Source organism: Streptomyces sp. NPDC101227, assembly GCF_044767545.1.
Lineage (GTDB): Bacteria > Actinomycetota > Actinomycetes > Streptomycetales > Streptomycetaceae > Streptomyces.
The window spans coordinates 1-15,503 of sequence record NZ_JBIWOD010000012.1; the positions used below are offsets into that span (position 1 = coordinate 1).

The window sequence follows — 15,503 nt, forward strand, 5'->3', positions numbered from 1 at the left end:
CGGCCTGCCCTCAGAGCGGGTCGGCACCATGCCGCCCGGCCCCTGACCTCCGCCGGTCTCTACTCCTGCCACTCCCGTGAGCGGGTCGGCCCGGGACTCGTGCCCCCGCCGCACCGGTCCCTGTACTCCCGCGCGGATCCGACCCAAGGCAAAAATCGGGCCGCGCGGGCCGGCCCCACAGCGTAGGTCATCCGCCAAGGGGCCAGGGCGGGCGCCGCACCCCCGAGGGGAGCCCGCCCACCACAGCGCCGCCGGGATGGACGCCGCGGCGGCAGCAGGCCCAGAGGCGTCACGTCTCCTCGCCGTGCGGAGGGTCTGCTGGTCGTCCGCCCGGAGCGGACGCCGGGCGGACGACCCCCAAACGGCAGCCTCGGCGGGGGCCTTCTTTACGACTGCGGCGGAGCCTGGCGCAGGAGGTTGCGACGGCCAAAGGGCGTCGCTCTCGTGCCAGGCCACCTGACGGTGCGCGTGTGGTTGTCGGTCAGGTGCTCTGCTTGATGTGCTGAGAGACCTGGAAGGTGATGAACTCGGCTGGGCGGACGAGTGCGACCCCGATCTCGACGAGCAACTTGCCCTCGGCGACCTGCTCGGGCGGGTTGTTGGTCTCGTCGCAGGTCACGTAGAACGCCTCCTCGGGCGACTTTCCTACCAGCATCCCGCGCCGCCACAGCCCTGTCAGGAAGCTGGCGACCATGGCCTTCACGGACGTCTGGAGACGGTCGTCGTCCGGCTCGAAGACCACCCAGTTCGTGCTCTGGAGGATGGACTGCTTGATGAAGTTCACCGAGCGCCGCACATTGATATAGCTGTGCTCGACATCGCCGTCGTCAGCGGCCGCGAGGGTGCGGGCACCCCAGACCAGGATGCCCGCGCCGGGGAACGTCCGGATCGCGTTCACGCCCTGGTTGTTCAGCTCGACCTGCTCGGCGTCGTTGACGTCATGAGCCAGGCCGATCACGCCTCGAAGGGTCTCGTTCGCCGGGGCCTTGTGCACGCCTCGCTCCGCGTCGACCCGCGCCCACACACCCGCCACGTGGCCGGTCGGAGGAACCACCCGCGAGTCACCGTCTCCTTCGTGAGCGAGGATGGTGACCCACGGGTAGTAGACGGTGGTGTATCGCTGCGCCTCGGCGGTTTCGATTCCCAAGTCTTCCGGGGCGTTCTTCTGTGGAACCTCGTTGGGAAGGTGCAGGACCGCGACCCGGTTGCCCATTTTCTGGCAGTGGTCCGCGATCAGCCCGGCGGCCTTCCGGCCCTCCTCCCTCGTCTCACTCCACAGGTCCGGGGCAACGACGATGGTGATCTCCTCAATGCTCTGCAGGGACTGGAGCGGCTCCGGCGAGAGCGTCCTTGCCGCGGACGGGCGCCAAGTAGCACTTTCCGCCCCCGTGGTCGGCGTCGGCGAGGTAGTCGCAGATGAACGCCGTACGCACCGCACGCCCGAGTTCCTCGATCGCCCGGTAGGTGGGGTGCTTGGGTCCGCCGCCGGATGACCCGGCAGACGGTGGCGGGGGAGATCCCGAAGAGTGGGGCGAGCTGCCGCATCGTGAGGTTGGTGCGGTAGTAGACGGCCACCAGCAGCACCCGGTCGGCCAGCGGCAGGCACCACGGGCGACCGCCTCCGGGTCCGTTGCCGCCTCGCTCCCGCACCACCTTCAACAGGCCCGTAAAGCCACGCATCCGCAAGCCCGTGAACGTCTCCACCCACAACCGCTCAGCCCGCAACACCCCACCCATACAGGGAAAATGCCCAACCGACCACGTTCTGCAACACCCTTTAGTTGTTGTGGGGTGGGACGTTGACGACAACGCAGACGGCTATATGACGTCGCTGTGATCCTGGCTCTTGTGGCGCCAAGTCGAGGGGGTGTAGCCGTGGGTGCGCTTGAAGGCGACGCTGAAAGCGAAGGGGTCCCGGTATCCGACGGTGCTCGCTACGGTGGCGACAGTTGCGGTGGTGTCCTGCAGCAGGTCGGCTGCGATGGTCATGCGCCAGTTCGTGAGATAGGTGAGTGGGGGTTGGCCGACACGGTCGGTGAAGCGTGCGGCGAAAGCGGCGCGCGACATGCCGAGTTTGGCTGCCAGGTCGCCGACCGTCCATGGGTGGGCGGGCTGCTCATGGAGGAGTTGTAGTGCGTCGCCGATGGCGGGATCGGTCAACGCTCGGCACCAGGTGGGCAAGGTGGCTTCTGGGCTGACACACCATGCGCGTAGGGCGAGGACGAGCGTGAGGTCCAGGAGGCGGTGCAGGACGGCGTCCTGACCGGGGTCGTCACGGCGCGCTTCGCGGCTGAGCATCTGCAACACCGGTGCTGTCCGCGGTCCGGCTGGCACGATGGCAAGCGGCGGGAGCATGTCCAGCAGCCGATCGGCGACGTCGCCGCGGAGGTGGTAGGCGCCGCGGAGCATGACCGTCGCATCGGACGAGCCGTCACCGTAGGTCCGGGGGGCAAGGCCGTGGTGGTCCGCTGGCACGTCGCCTCTTCCTGCCAGGTGCTTCCGTCCCTTGTGGATGACGTACTGCGGAGGGGTGTCGGGGCTGTCGGCAATCGTGTAACGGTTTGTCCGGGTAATGAGGGCGACCTCACCTGCGTTGAGGTGCGCGGGTGATGGGCCCTCGTCGTCGAGCCGGATTGTGGCGGGGGCGCCGAGCGTCGCGACGACTGTGAGCGGAGGAGCATCGGCGTAGGTAATTGACCAGGGGGGCGGCTGGATGAGCTGTTTGATGTGCGCGTCTCTGGCTTGAGCCCGGAACAGGAGGTCGCTCAGTACGTCCATGCAGTCAACATAGACGGATACAAAGGGATCAGTGACGATCACCTATGGATCGTCTCACCGCGATGGCGTTGTGTGGACAGCATGTCCGATGTGCTCGTCCCTGACGACTTCAAGACCAATCACCACATTGCTCTGCGCTGTCCACGCGCCTCCAAGGAGTCGACCTTGCAGGGGGGATCGTGAACCGGGACGACGCCCAGCGCGTATTGTCTGGCGCTGGGCGAACCTCCGCGCAGGGCACCGCGAGTCTGTGGGCGCGCGACTGGATCGTGCTGGTTCTCACGTGCACGGCGCAGTTCATGTGCGTGCTCGACGACACGATCGTCAACGTCGCGCTGCCCTCGATCCAAGCCCACCTCGGCGTCTCCGACGTGGCTCTGCCGTGGGTGGTCAACGGTTACCTGGTGACCTTCGGCGGCTTGCTATTGCTCGGCGGTCGTGCCGCCGATTTGTTCGTTCGCCGCAACGTGTTCCTGACAGGCCTCGCTGTATTCGGTGCTGCCTCACTCGGGTGCGGCCTGGCGGCAAGCCCGACGATGTTGATCCTGGCCAGGGTCTTGCAGGGTGCGGGCGCGGCGTTGATGTCCTCGGCCGCCTTGACGATCTTGAGCGTGACGTTCACCGGTGCCGAGCGCAGCCGTGCGTTCGGTGTGTGGGGCGCCCTGTCCGGCACGGCGGGAGTCCTGGGCATGCTGCTCGGCGGGACACTGACCACGTGGCTGAGCTGGCGGTGGGTGTTTCTCATCAACGTGCCGATCGTCCTAGCCGTCGCCGCGCTCAGCCCGCGAGCCATTCCCGCAGAACGGACCGGTCAGCGGCGCCCGCTCGACATGCCCGGAGCGATCACCGGTACCGGTGGGATCGCATTGCTCATCTTCACAGTGGTGAACGCCGAGCAGGCGGGGTGGGCTTCTCCGGCCACGCTCGGCTGCTTGGCCGGCGTCGTCGCGCTGCTGATGCTGTTCGTCCTTGTTGAAGCGCGGCATCGCGTACCGCTCCTGCCCTTGCACGTGTTTCGGCGACGCAACGTCACCGGAGGCGTAGTCTGCGGGATTCTCCTCGCCAGTGCGATGCTGGCGTTGTTCTTCTTCCTCACGCTGTACTTGCAGCAGGTCCTGGGCTACAGCGCATTCCAAACTGGTTTGGCCTACCTGCCGATGTCGGGCATGGTGATCTTGGTTGCCGGGAGTATGGCTCCGCGGTTTGTGAGTCGTTTCGGGCGCAGACCCCTCCTAGCCGCCGGATTCACGTTGCTCTCCACATCGCTGGTGTGGTTCGCTCAGATCGACGTCGACACCCATTACTTTCCGGATCTCTTCGTTCCTGCGCTCATTGCTGGGGCCGGGCTCGGCGCAACTCTGGTCGGTGTCGTGATCACGATGATGCAAGCCCTCAGGAGCGAGGACGAGGCTGGGCTTGCCTCCGGTCTCGTCAGCGCCACCCAACAACTGGGTGGCGCACTCGGTGTCGCGTTTCTCTCTGCCGTCGCCTTCGCGCAAGTCGACGTCGACGCAGCAGAGACGCCGAACACGGTGTACGACAGCGCGACGGCACTCACCGAAGGCTTTCAACATGCCTTCTACACCGCGTCGGGGCTCACGCTCGCCGGCATCGCAGTCGCCCTACTCGTCACCACCTCAACCACTACCCATCGACGGTAGTCCTCGCGAATCGACGAGAACCTCGGCGCGACCAGTCAAACAAGATCTCCCCCGAAGGGACCTACAGGGCGCACCCCAAGTCGCCCTTGTCTTTTGAAGGGCGTCGACGCCTCCTCGGAGGCACCGGGCATCGCGCCAAGTGGGACGCCGACTTCGTCCGCGACGACCTGCGCGACTACGTGGTCGAGCACCTCGTCGACGACCAGGCGGTGCTCGTCGTCGACGAGACCGGCGACGTCAAGAAGGGCACCCACACCGTCGGTGTCCAACGCCAGCGGCATGATCGCCCGGTTCCTGGACGCCGGCCACCACGCCCGCTGGGTGGCCGGCGACGAGGTCTACGGCGGCAACCCGAAACTGCGCGCGGCCCTGGAGCAACGCGGCACCGGCTACGTGCTGGCAGTGGCCTGCAGTCACGAAGTCGCCACCCCAGCAGGCAAGTTCCGCGCGGACGCCCTGGCCAAGAAGCTCCCCAGGCGGGCCTGGCAGACGCAACCGCACCACCGGCGAACTCGCCTACTACCGCTGCTACTCGTCTCAGCCGGTGCCACTGACGGCCCTGGTGAAGGTCGCTGGATCGACGTGGCGAGTCGAGGAGACGTCCCAGTCCGGAAAGGGCCTGGCCGGACAGGACGAGCACCAGCTCCGCCGCTATACGTCCTGGTCTCGCTGGGTCACCCTCGCCATGCTCGCCTACGCCTTCCTGGCGGTCGTCCGCGCTGACGAAGGCGCCCGCCATGTGCCGGACGACCTGATCCCGCTTACCTGCAGCGAGATCGCACGTCTGTTCATCACGCTCATCGCCCAGCGCGTCCACGACACGGCCCACCGGCTCCGCTGGTCCCACTGGCGACGCCGCCACCAGGCCCGATCCCGAGCAAGCCACTACCGCCGCCAGGCTGCCGCCCCAACGTGATCACGGGCTACACGCTTTCTACTCTCGCGGCAGCCCGACCTCTCGTCATGCATCAGTCACCCTGCTGGTCCAGCGCGGCGAGCAACTGGCTCGCGCGTCCGTCCGCTGCGGCGAAGGTGAGGTGGTCGTGGAAGTCGCGGGTCTCGACGATCAGGCCGTCCCTGACGCGCAGGACCTGGATGTTGGCGGTACGGAAGGTGCGGCCGGTGGCGGGGTACAGGCCCTCGTAGTCGAACTCCGCGATCACGACCTCCGGGTCGTCGGTCTTGTGGACGTGGATGTTCTCGGCGCGCAGACGGATCGCGTCGGCGGCCTCCAGGGCGGCGAAGCGCTTACGGAGTTCCGCCCGGCCGTGGATACGGCGTGGGGGTACCGGCGAGAAGACGATCTCCACCTCGGCGTCCTCCGCGTAGAGCTCGGTGAGTTCACTCCACTTGCCCGCCGAGATGAGGCCGATCAACCGCCCGAAGATCTCCTGCGGCGTAGTTGGTGCAGACATGGCTGACCTCCATGATCCCGCCACCTATAATCGGATAGGCGACTCCGTTTGTGAACGATACGGATACGCGACTCCGTTTGTCCATGCATGGTGAGGGCCACTTGACGACTGATCAGACTCCCCCCGTCACGAGCGCGAAGCCCTTGCGCGCCGACGCACGGCGAAACCGCGCGCGGCTGCTGGAGGTCGCTGAGGCGGTCTTCACCGCGCGGGGCACCGGCGCGTCCACTGAGGAGATCGCCCGCGATGCGAACGTCGGAATCGCCACCGTGTTCCGGCATTTCCCCACCAAGGAAGCCCTGTTGGAAGCGGTGCTCGTCCGGCGATTGGAACGGCTGGCCGAGGAGGGACGACGCCTGGCGGCCGAGATCGGCCCGACGGACGCTCTCTTCGCGTTCTTCGACCTCGTGCTGGATCAGTCTCCGGTTAAGAATGCCTTCGCTGCGGCGCTCGCGGACGCGGGAGTCGATGTCCGGGCCGCCACCTCCGAGGCTGGACGTGCCCTGGGCGAGGTGCTCACCGGGCTCCTCGATGGCGCCCAGCGGGCTGGCGTGGTGCGACGGGACCTGGAGGTACCGGAGCTGACGGCGATCCTGGTGGGCACCTGCCGCATGCTGGAGCACCTGGACGGCCACTCGGAGTCCGCGAAGCGCGCCCGTGCGGTCGTCCGCGACGGGCTGAAGGCGTGCACCGGGAGCGTTGAAGGACCTTTGCCGCACGGACATTCCTGCTCCTGAAGGCGGAGCGGACAGCCTACGTTCCGGGCAGCCTAAAACCATAGGGATCACGATCTACGGCTGGAGTATTAGCCGTGGGGGACACGCCTTTGTGACTAAGAGGCCGCGCAGATAGGCGGCCGCTCATGGTCGGCGTTGGGGGCGCACATCCCAGCGGTGGGTGGTCCACGCCCGGCGGATCAGGCTACGAACGGTGATGATTGTATCGGCGAGTCGAAGAAGGCTTCGATGACCGTGATCCGGCGTTCGTAACAGCGGGCGAGTCGGTGGAAGGCGTTCTGCCAGGCATGGGTGCGCTCGATGTGCCACCGCTGGGTCGCTAGGACGGGCGCCTTGGTCCTCTTGTAGGCGATCTGACCGTGCAGCCTCCGCTTGCGAAGCACAGCACGGGTCTTGGCGGAGTCGTAGCCGGCATCCAGGTGCACGGTGATCTTGTCGGGCAGCGGTCCAAGAACGCCCAGAAGAACGAGAGTTGGGGCCAGAAGGGGTGAGTCGTGCTGACTGGCGCCGGCCAGGACTCGGCCGAGCGGGATGCCGTAGCCGTCGGTCATATTCGAACGTTTCATGCCCTGCTTGCCTCGGTCGATCGGGGATCGTCCGGCCGCTTCGCCGCCTCCGGGGGCCTTGGTTATGGCGCCGTCGATGGCGGTCTGGTCCAGGACGAGACCTACGACGCGGTCGTAGGCGTCCAGCACGATCTGCTTCAATCGCGCGAACAGGCCCAGGCGTATCCACTCGTCGCGTCGGTTGCGGATGGTCGTGGCCGAACAGGTGGAGTCCGCGATTGCCTCGTATGAGGATCCGAATCGCAGGACCTGGAGCAGCTTGTCGAACACGATCCGGTCATTGATTCGGCGTCGGTGGCAGCCCAGCGGGTGGGCCGGTTCGAACTGTGGTCGCTGCGGCAGCAGGGCAGCGAATTGGTCCCACAGCGGTTCGATCAGCCATGAAGGCAGCGCAGGCACATATTTCTCCAGTGATCACAGAGCGTCGCAACTACTTGATCACGGCACCTGTACCTGCCGCATCCGCCACCAGCCTCCCCGCCGCTTATCTGCAAAGCGTCGTACGACTGCTCAGCGGATCCGTGTGCGCAGGTGCCCCAGCGCCGGTTTCAGCGCGTCTCCGGCCGCGACGGCCAGGTCGGTTCGACGCCGACGCCTTCCCAGTTGGTGCCGGTGACCGGGTTGATCGAGCGGGCAGTGGGAACGGACACCGTAACGTGCGGGGCTACCGGAATACGGGCCGTAGGGTGGGCGCCACCTCGGGTGGTCTGGGCGATCGAGGTGGCGCGCCCCAGCACCTTCCGGTTGTACGCCAGCTCACCTTCGCCGGCGAAGGTGAGGTCGCTGGTCAGCACGGGGACCGGGCGGTCCAGTAGCGCGGGGCGGCGAGGTGTCCCAGGGGCCGTAGTGGCGGGTCACGTCAGTGGCCCGCTCGTAGATGTCGTTCAGGTGCGCGCGGTCATCAGTAAAGAAGTAGCTGCACCACAGTTGCACGCCCTCCGACTACGCTTGGCCCCTGTCGGATGCGCCGACTCTCGGCTGTCGGCCCAGTCCGGGTGCTGTGCCGCCCCCTCCCAGCCCAGCTGCTCGGCTCGTACGAAGTCTCGTCCGTTTGAGGCCGGGGCCGTGAGACAATGCCTGGCCCGGCCGGTGGCCGTCTCCGGACCAGGTGACTTGCCTGTGACCGGTGTTGACCGGACAAACCTGTCCTGGCTGGTGGGGGAGGCGGGATCGTTCCCTCAGAGGTGAGGGTGCAGCAGAGCGACCCGGCTGGCGAAGGTCCAGGGCGCTTCGGGTACAACAGTGTCCGCAGAGGAAAGCGACAGCGTCACCGGTTCCGCGCGGTGCACGCCCCGGCTCCGACCGCCGGTGGTCTCTGCTGCAAAGCCCGCAGGGGCGGCTGTCGGCCGCGGGGCCACGGGGTCGGCGCCACGTGCTTCGGGGCGTGGTGCCAGGTGCGGTACGGAGAGGGGCGGCTGTGCGAGTCATCGCGGACAGGTACGAACTGGTGGCGTTCGTGGGCCGGGGCGGCATGGGGGAGGTCTGGGAGGGCCGGGACAAGGTCATCGGGCGCCGTGTCGCGGTCAAACTGCTACCGGACCAGCAGCACGGCACTGCCTCCGACCTGTTCTTCCGCGAGGCGCGTACCGCGGGTGGCCTGAACCACCGCGGCGTCGTCACCGTCCACGACATGGGCCGCGACCCGCGCGACGGCGCGCTCTACCTCGTCATGGAGTACGTGTCCGGGCGCAACCTCGCCGTCGTCCTGCGCGAGGATGGCCCGCCCCGGCCCGCGGTGAGCGTCGAATGGGCCGCCCAGACCGCCGCGGCGTTGGCCGCGGCGCACGACGCGGGTGTGGTGCACCGGGACCTGAAGCCGGCCAACCTCATGCTGACCGACGGCGGCGAGGTGAAGGTCCTCGACTTCGGCATCGCCCGGTTCATGGCCGCCACCGACAAGTCCAGCCAGGTCATGGGCACCCTGGCCTACATGGCCCCGGAGCGGTTCGGGCAGCACTCCGGCGACGCGCGCAGCGACCTGTACGCGTTCGGCTGCGTCCTGCACGAACTGCTCACCGGGCAGACGCCGTTCACAGGGGGCGACCCGATCTCCCTGATGACCGCGCACTTGCACGAGGCTCCCGACGCGCCGAGTGCGAGGCGCGCCGGGCTTCCCGCCGGCCTCGACGCCCTGGTGCTGCGGCTCCTCGCGAAGGACCCGGCCGACCGCCCGCAGTCCGCGTCCGCCGTCCACGGCGAACTGCGGGCCCTGGACCTGGCCTCGGTGCAGGTGCGGACGCCCACCGTGCCCACACCCACCGCTCCCGCCGCGACTCCGGCCGTCCCCACCCCGGATGCGCCGGGCGGTCCGGGACAGCCGCTCGCGGCACACCAGTTGCCGACCCAGACGGGCACCCCGTTCGCACCGCCCGCATCCCCGGGGCCCGGCGGAACCCCGGCATCCGGGGCGCCCAGGACTCTCGGGCGGCGCAGCGCTTTGTTGCTCGGCCTGGGCGGGGTCGCCGTGGTGGCCGGTGGCATCGGCATCGCCCTGAAGACCGGCGACCACACCCCACCGAAGCCCAAAAAGAAGGTGGACCCGTGGGAATACGCAGTCGAGGGCCCGCACCATGACAATGATCCGCCTCCGTTCGCCGTGGCCGACGGCGCCCTGTACGTCTCCACCGAGGAGACCATCGTCGCCCTGGACGCGCGCACCGGACGCAAGCGCTGGAAAGGTCCCTCCGACTTCTCCCGGGAGTACAGGTTCAGGGACCCCCTCATGGCCAGCGGCGGGGCGGTGTACGCGGCCGGCCAGATCGGCACCACGTATGGCCTGTGCGCACTGGACGCGGACGGCAGGAAGAAGTGGTTCTGCTCCTCCTTCGCCGCCACCGGCCACAGTCCGGTCGTGACTGACGGAATCGTCTACTTCACGGCGGACGGCCATGTGTACGCCGTGCATGCGGACAACGGGCGGAAGCTGTGGAACCATCCGCTGGGGGACAAGGACTCCGGCGGTCTGGCGGTGGCCGACGGCACCGTGTACGTCAGCGGTGGCAAGGCCCTGTACGCGCTGGACGCGGCCGGCGGCGCCAGGAAGTGGGCCTTCCCTCTCGACTCCGGAGCGCGCCTCGACCAGCCACCCGTGGTGTCCGGCGGATTCGTGTACGTCCTCGACGATGTCACGAACCTCCACGCGCTCCACGCCGCCGAGGGCACCAGGAAGTGGTGGCTCAAGTACAACGGGCAGAGCGTCCGCGCCGCAGGTCACACGCTCTACCTCAGCGGCGGCGACGATGCGGGAAACGGAATAGTCCACGCGCTCGACTCGACGACGGGGAAGAGGAAGTGGGGCTACGAGGTGAGCACCAGTCAGCAGTCGGCCACGCAGCTCGCACTGGCGGGTGACCTGCTCTTCGTCGCCAGTACCGAGGACAAGGACGGCACCGTCTACGCCATCGACACCGGCGACGGCTCCCAGCGCTGGTCCACCAGGATCCTGGAAAAGCTGGGCAGCGACATGGCGGCCGCCCACGGCTTCGTGTACGCCTCCGTCACCGGCCGGGTGGTGGCCCTCGACGCGGCCACGGGGGCGGCGCCGACCTGAGCACGACATCGACGGGCGGCACCAGCTCGCCGGGGAACAGCCCGGCGGGATGATGCCGGGCGGCCCTGTGCGGGGCGTCCTTCTGTCGTGTGCGGGGATTCCAGAGCGCACCCACGCCTGGCAGAACTCCTTCCACCGGCTCGCACGCTGCTACGAACGGCGGGTCACCGTCATCGAAGCCTTCTTCGACCTCACCGACGCGATCATCACCGTCCGCAGCCTGATCCGCCGAGCCTGGACCACCCACGGCTGGGACACACGTCCTCGACTCCGACCATGACCGATGCCCGGCGTACGGACGTTCAGGTGTCGGCCGACAGCCGGTGCGGCGCGCCCCGCAGGCGGCGACGCCGGCGGTCAGCACCGTGGCTCCCCAGAGCGCGGCCACTGCCGCACCGACACGCACGACCGGCGCCAGCCAGTCGGCGCCCGCCGCCCGCATTCCCCGCACCGTTACGGCGTGGCAGGGGCCGGGCGGGGGGCGGCGCGGAGGACGAGTGGGTCCGTGAGCATGGGCGCAGGGGGGATGCCGGTGGTGGAGCGGTGCAGCGCCGAGCGGATCGTGGGGGCTGGTGGCGATGGCGTCGGTCGGGCTTCTCGTGGCCGGTGTCAAGTGGACGACGATGCCGTCCCCTCCGCCCTGGTCGAACACCGCGGGCTCCGGTGGTCGACGACTGGCTTCACACCGCAGCGATGTAGGCGACCAGTGCAGTGGGACGCATGCCATAACGTCGCTTGAAGTCGGGGTTGCGGCGGCCGAGTTCGAGGCGGCTGCGGCCGGAGGCAATGGCGTCCTCCATGACTGCGGCGAAGGCGGCGTAGAACGGGCTGAAGCCAGGTGTTGCCGCGTAGTTCACGCCCACCGACCAGAAGTGGTAGCGGTGTTGGTCGAGGAGGGTGATGGCGGATGCGATCAGGTGGCCGGAGCGGCGGAGTTCGATGACTCGGGCGCTGGTGCCCAGGGCCCGTACGAACGTCTGGAAGATTCCTGGGCGGTAGTAGTCGGCATTGCCGTACTTGGCGGCGGTCCGACGGGCGAGCTCGACGAAGCCGTCAAGGTCGGCTTTCTCCGGGGGCAGGACTTCAGTGGTGACTCCGGCTTCATGGGCTCGGCGCAGCACACGGGTGAGGTTTTGCCGGGGCTTGCGCGCCAGCGTGGCCAGGTAGTCATCGAGGCAGTGGAGGGGGGCGAGCCCGAGTCCGTGCCCGGTCTCGACCGGAATCGGTGTCATGCCGAGGCGTTCCAGGGCGGCTGCCGTGGGGCTGTGGGCAGGGACGTTGACGAAGCCGAAATGACCCGCATTCCACTGCTGGGCGAGTTCGCGCAGTGTGCCGGTCACGGCCGCAGTCGCGTCCAGGTCGGCGTCGGTGCCGGGCAGGGTGGTTTCGTAGCAGTGCCAGACATGGGTGAGCAGGACGGGGTGCCGGCGAGCGGCCGGGATGTGATCCGCGAGGACGTTCATCGGGTCCACGCCCTGCTGGAGGGTTACGGGGACGGCGATTCCGGCCCCGTCGTACTCCGGACGCGGGTCGCCGGGCGGTGTGGAGAGGTAGGCGTGGCGCAGTACGGGGTGCAGTGGGGCGTCCTCGAACGCCTGGAGGAAGGAGCGGTGATAGAAGACCGGGGCCGCCGTCACGGCTTCATCCCATCCCGGGGCGCTGCTGATGCGGTCGTGGATCTCGATGCCCATCTACGTGCCGCTCCCTGCCTTGACGCAGTCGGTGATCACCATGTGGGGGTGGGTGAGGTAGTCACGCCAGTACGGTTCCCCGTGCTCGGCGATGCCTTCCTCGGACACGGTGGGGTCGGTCCACCGCGGGCACGTGAAGCCTGCTGCCCGAAGGGTGCCTTCCAAGGTGGCGCGGGTCCAAAAGCGCGCGGTGACGGTCTCGTCGTGGCTCTGGAAGCACAGGTTCAGGGTGACCGGCGATCCGTCCGCCAGCGGCTCCCGGGCCGTCAGCCGGAATCCGTACGAGGTGTAGGAGACGGCGCCGGGGCGGAAACCAGGGTGGATGGGCAGTGTGACGAAGCGGCCGCCGGGCCGCAGCGCATGGGCGGCGGTGTCGCACAGCTGCCGTAGTTCGGCGTGCGTGGTCGCGTACGGGAGCACGTAGACGCCCAGCACCAGGTCGAAGGTGCCCGCCAAGTGGTCGGGCAGGGCGCCGAGGACATAGTCGACACCGACGGGGTCGGCGGCTTCCTGCGCGCGGGCGTGGCCGATCATCCCGGCCGAGACGTCGAGTCCGGTGGCGCGGGCGGCGCCGTGACGCCTGACCCACCTCGTGTAGACGCCGGAGCCGCAGCCCAGGTCGAGTACGGCGGCCCCGCCGAGATCCCCCAGGGCGCGCCGCACGCTCGGGATTTCCAAACAGGTGCGGAACCTGGTGGCGGTGAAGTCCTCATAAGTGGCCGGCAACGTGTCGAACTGACTGGTCATGAGCTCCTCGAGGTGATGGGTACCGGGCCGCGCCTCGCCGGTACTGGGATGGGCCCGGTCAGAGCGCGCAGCCGTGGGCTGTCGCAGTCGAGGGCCTGTGCGACGGTCATGGCCGACCGCACCGCGCTCTCCTGGCTGTCGATGTACGTCAGATGACTGCCGGCGAAGTAGAGGCCGCCCCGTCCCTGATGGCGGTTCAGTACTGTGCGGGCGCGCACTGCGTCGGTCGTGACCACGAGATGACGGAAGCGGCGGACGGCCAGGGATTCGGCGGGCTGGGCGCGATGCGTGATCCAGCTTTTGAAGAGGCCGGTGCCCGGTGCGCCGAGTACGGGGCCGTACCAGTTGCAAGCCTCTGTCCAGCCGTTGTGGCTGTGCAGGTTGACCGTCGACCAGTGGGAGCGGTCGGTGGGCATGTACGCGGGGTCGCGGTGCACGGCGATGGTGACGGGGGAGTAGGGGAATGCCGCGAGGGCACGGCGGCTCTCCTCGCAGCCCGCCACGGGCTCCAGCAGGTGCCGTGCCTCGTATGCGGGGAGGGCGAGGACCAGCCGGTCCACGGTGTGCGTACCGCCGCGTGCGTCGGCGATCTCGAAGTCTCGCTCCAGGCGGCGGAGGCCGACGACCGGGGTGCCGGTGCGCAGGTCGGTGCGGTCGAGCTGATTGCTGATCCGCAGGGCGATGTCCTGCAGTCCACGGGTCGCGTTGGCCCAGGTGGGGGCGTGTCCGGGTGCGGGCGGGGCGAGCGCGAGGAAGAAGGCCGTGGCGGCGCGGGCCGACAGCTGGGGGGCCTGACTGTCGGCGCAGCTGGAGATGTAGGCCATCAGCGGATGGATCACCTGGCGCTTGTGCTCCTCGGGCACGGGCAGCGGGTCGAGCAGTTCGGCGAGTGAGGTGGTCCAGTCGCCGTCGGCGGCGGTGAAGTCGGCGGCCGCGTCCAGGAAGGTGTTCAGTGACTTCCAGGCCGGTCCGGTGACCGGCGTGCGGCTGCCACGGCGTTCGTCGGGCGCGTGCGGGGAGACGATCAGCGGACGGTGGCCGGCGGCGCCCGCCGACATGGTGAACGACACCGGGGCATCGGCCAGTTCGCTGGGGTCGTGTCCCAGTGCCGCCATCAGACGGCCGTGGGTGGGGAAGCCGGCCGGCGAGACGTACTGGGCCCCGAGGTCGACCCGTACCGGGCCGTCCGACGTGGACACGGACACGGTGTCTGCATGCCCGCCGACCTGGTCCCCGGCTTCGAACAGGGTGACATCGTGGCGGGCTTCCAGCAGCCAGGCGGTGGTGAGTCCGGCGATGCCGCCGCCTAGGACTCCGATGTGCACGGGATGCTCCAATCCAGGACGACCTTGCCCGACGTGCCCTCGCGGGCGGTGGTGAAGGCGGCCTCGTAGTGCTCGTAGCCGAAGTGATGGGTGATGACGGGTGTCGGATCGAGGCCGCTGTCGAGCAGGGCCGACGCCATGCGCCAGGTATCGAAGATCCGGCGTCCGTGGATGCCCTGGATGCCGGTCATCCGAAGCACGATGGCGCTCCAGTCGATCTCGACGGCCCGGGCAGGAATGCCCAGCACGGCGATCCGGCCGCCGGGGGCCAGATGTCCCAGCGCGTCATGGATTCCGTCCGGATGGCCCGAGGCCTCCACGGCGAGGGCGAACCCGTCGTCGATCCCCGGTACGAGCGCGGCAAGGCTTTCCGTCAGCGGCCGGTCGCCCGGGTCGATCACACAGTGGGCCCCAACGCTCTGCGCCAGCTTGCGACGGTACGGCTCGGTCTCGGTGACGACGACCCGTCGTGCGCCGAGGTGCCGCGCCACTGCTGCCGACATCAGGCCGATCGGCCCGGCGCCGGTGATCAGTACGTCCTCACCGGTGACGGGGAACGACGTGACCGCATGTACGGCGTTGCCCAACGGATCGAAGAGAACGGCCGTTTCAAGCGCCGTTGTGGGAGGAAGCGTCCATATGTTCTCGGCGGGCAGGGTCATGTATTCGGCGAAGGCCCCGTCCCGTTCCACTCCGATCCGCTCGGTCTGTGGGCACTTATGGCGTCGCCCCGCCCGGCAGGTCCGGCACCGCCCGCACACGACATGCCCTTCGCCGCTGACGAGGGTGCCGGGCGCGGGGCCGCTTGGTGGCCCCGCCTCCACGACCCCGGCGAACTCGTGCCCGGGAACCCGGGGAGTGCACACAGCGCTCCGAGCCCAGTCGTCCCAGGCCTCGATATGCAGGTCGGTGCCGCAGATGCCGGTACGCAGCACGCGGACCAGCACCTCGTCCTCGGCCGGCACCGGCAACGGCAGTTCGCACAGCCGAAACCCGGGGCGGTCCCCGGATTTCAGCAGCGCTTTCATGCGCC

The 15,503-nt window shown here is 68.6% G+C and carries 12 protein-coding genes and 6 pseudogenes; 7 read left to right on the forward strand and 11 right to left on the reverse strand.

Annotated elements, in window-relative coordinates; translation table 11 throughout:
* Nucleotides 1-481 precede the first annotated feature (481 nt).
* From ACIRPT_RS25945 to ACIRPT_RS25960, 4 genes and pseudogenes are all read right to left on the reverse strand, one after another.
* On the reverse strand, nucleotides 482-1,321 hold the full coding sequence (locus ACIRPT_RS25945) for a phage tail sheath family protein (protein ID WP_403831644.1): 840 nt from the start codon (nucleotides 1,319-1,321) through the stop codon (nucleotides 482-484).
* Nucleotides 1,308-1,466: pseudogene (locus tag ACIRPT_RS25950) on the reverse strand (hypothetical protein); the annotation flags it as partial. The gene ACIRPT_RS25945 and the pseudogene ACIRPT_RS25950, both read right to left, overlap by 14 nt.
* A 16-nt stretch (nucleotides 1,467-1,482) precedes the next feature.
* A pseudogene (locus ACIRPT_RS25955) lies at nucleotides 1,483-1,737 on the reverse strand (transposase family protein); the annotation flags it as partial.
* Between the two features lie 81 nt (nucleotides 1,738-1,818).
* The gene (locus ACIRPT_RS25960) at nucleotides 1,819-2,778 is read right to left on the reverse strand and encodes an AraC family transcriptional regulator (protein ID WP_403831074.1); all 960 of its coding nucleotides are present in this window, start codon (nucleotides 2,776-2,778) and stop codon (nucleotides 1,819-1,821) included.
* Between the two features lie 179 nt (nucleotides 2,779-2,957).
* Here ACIRPT_RS25960 and ACIRPT_RS25965 point away from each other — a divergent pair, with 179 nt between their 5' ends.
* From ACIRPT_RS25965 to ACIRPT_RS25980, 4 genes and pseudogenes are all read left to right on the forward strand, one after another.
* Nucleotides 2,958-4,439 (forward strand): MFS transporter, encoded by a 1,482-nt coding sequence (locus tag ACIRPT_RS25965; RefSeq protein ID WP_403831076.1) that lies wholly within the window; start codon nucleotides 2,958-2,960, stop codon nucleotides 4,437-4,439.
* 86 nt (nucleotides 4,440-4,525) lie between these two features.
* A pseudogene (locus tag ACIRPT_RS25970) lies at nucleotides 4,526-4,598 on the forward strand (hypothetical protein); the annotation flags it as partial.
* A pseudogene (locus ACIRPT_RS25975) lies at nucleotides 4,569-4,835 on the forward strand (hypothetical protein); the annotation flags it as partial. The pseudogenes ACIRPT_RS25970 and ACIRPT_RS25975, both read left to right, overlap by 30 nt.
* 148 nt (nucleotides 4,836-4,983) lie before the next feature.
* Nucleotides 4,984-5,355 (forward strand): hypothetical protein, encoded by a 372-nt coding sequence (locus tag ACIRPT_RS25980; protein WP_403831079.1) that lies wholly within the window; start codon nucleotides 4,984-4,986, stop codon nucleotides 5,353-5,355.
* A gap of 52 nt (nucleotides 5,356-5,407) precedes the next feature.
* Here the strand turns inward: ACIRPT_RS25980 and ACIRPT_RS25985 are convergent, their stop codons facing one another.
* Nucleotides 5,408-5,854: a nuclear transport factor 2 family protein gene (locus ACIRPT_RS25985; protein ID WP_403831082.1), complete on the reverse strand. Its 447-nt coding sequence runs from the start codon at nucleotides 5,852-5,854 to the stop codon at nucleotides 5,408-5,410.
* Nucleotides 5,855-5,997: 143 nt separating this feature from the next.
* Between ACIRPT_RS25985 and ACIRPT_RS25990 the strand changes: the two genes are divergently transcribed.
* Nucleotides 5,998-6,591, forward strand: a complete 594-nt coding sequence (locus ACIRPT_RS25990; RefSeq protein WP_403831084.1) for a TetR/AcrR family transcriptional regulator — start codon at nucleotides 5,998-6,000, stop codon at nucleotides 6,589-6,591.
* 123 nt (nucleotides 6,592-6,714) lie between these two features.
* On the opposite strand, the pseudogene ACIRPT_RS25995 reads toward ACIRPT_RS25990, so the two are convergent.
* Nucleotides 6,715-7,556, reverse strand: a pseudogene (locus ACIRPT_RS25995) (IS5 family transposase).
* 149 nt (nucleotides 7,557-7,705) lie between these two features.
* Nucleotides 7,706-7,951, reverse strand: a complete 246-nt coding sequence (locus ACIRPT_RS26000) for a hypothetical protein (protein WP_403831087.1) — start codon at nucleotides 7,949-7,951, stop codon at nucleotides 7,706-7,708.
* A 623-nt stretch (nucleotides 7,952-8,574) separates the two neighbouring features.
* Between ACIRPT_RS26000 and ACIRPT_RS26005 the strand changes: the two genes are divergently transcribed.
* Complete coding sequence (locus ACIRPT_RS26005) at nucleotides 8,575-10,707, forward strand: PQQ-binding-like beta-propeller repeat protein (protein ID WP_403831090.1); 2,133 nt, start codon at nucleotides 8,575-8,577, stop codon at nucleotides 10,705-10,707.
* A 103-nt stretch (nucleotides 10,708-10,810) separates the two neighbouring features.
* A pseudogene (locus ACIRPT_RS26010) lies at nucleotides 10,811-10,987 on the forward strand (IS5/IS1182 family transposase); the annotation flags it as partial.
* 400 nt (nucleotides 10,988-11,387) lie between these two features.
* Here the strand turns inward: ACIRPT_RS26010 and ACIRPT_RS26015 are convergent.
* Genes ACIRPT_RS26015 through tdh form a run of 4 tightly spaced genes read right to left on the reverse strand, consistent with a single transcriptional unit; the run spans nucleotide 11,388 to nucleotide 15,498 of the window.
* The gene (locus ACIRPT_RS26015; protein ID WP_403831092.1) at nucleotides 11,388-12,398 is read right to left on the reverse strand and encodes a GNAT family N-acetyltransferase; all 1,011 of its coding nucleotides are present in this window, start codon (nucleotides 12,396-12,398) and stop codon (nucleotides 11,388-11,390) included.
* Entirely contained in the window at nucleotides 12,399-13,145 is a 747-nt protein-coding gene (locus ACIRPT_RS26020) for a class I SAM-dependent methyltransferase (RefSeq protein WP_403831094.1), read from the reverse strand.
* Nucleotides 13,142-14,470 carry an FAD-dependent oxidoreductase gene (locus ACIRPT_RS26025; protein WP_403831096.1) on the reverse strand — a complete coding sequence of 443 codons (1,329 nt, stop codon included), beginning with the start codon at nucleotides 14,468-14,470 and terminating at the stop codon, nucleotides 13,142-13,144. The genes ACIRPT_RS26020 and ACIRPT_RS26025 overlap by 4 nt, the downstream gene beginning before the upstream one ends.
* Nucleotides 14,452-15,498 carry an L-threonine 3-dehydrogenase gene (gene tdh, locus ACIRPT_RS26030; RefSeq protein ID WP_403831098.1) on the reverse strand — a complete coding sequence of 349 codons (1,047 nt, stop codon included), beginning with the start codon at nucleotides 15,496-15,498 and terminating at the stop codon, nucleotides 14,452-14,454. The genes ACIRPT_RS26025 and tdh overlap by 19 nt, the downstream gene beginning before the upstream one ends.
* Nucleotides 15,499-15,503: the final 5 nt, after the last annotated feature.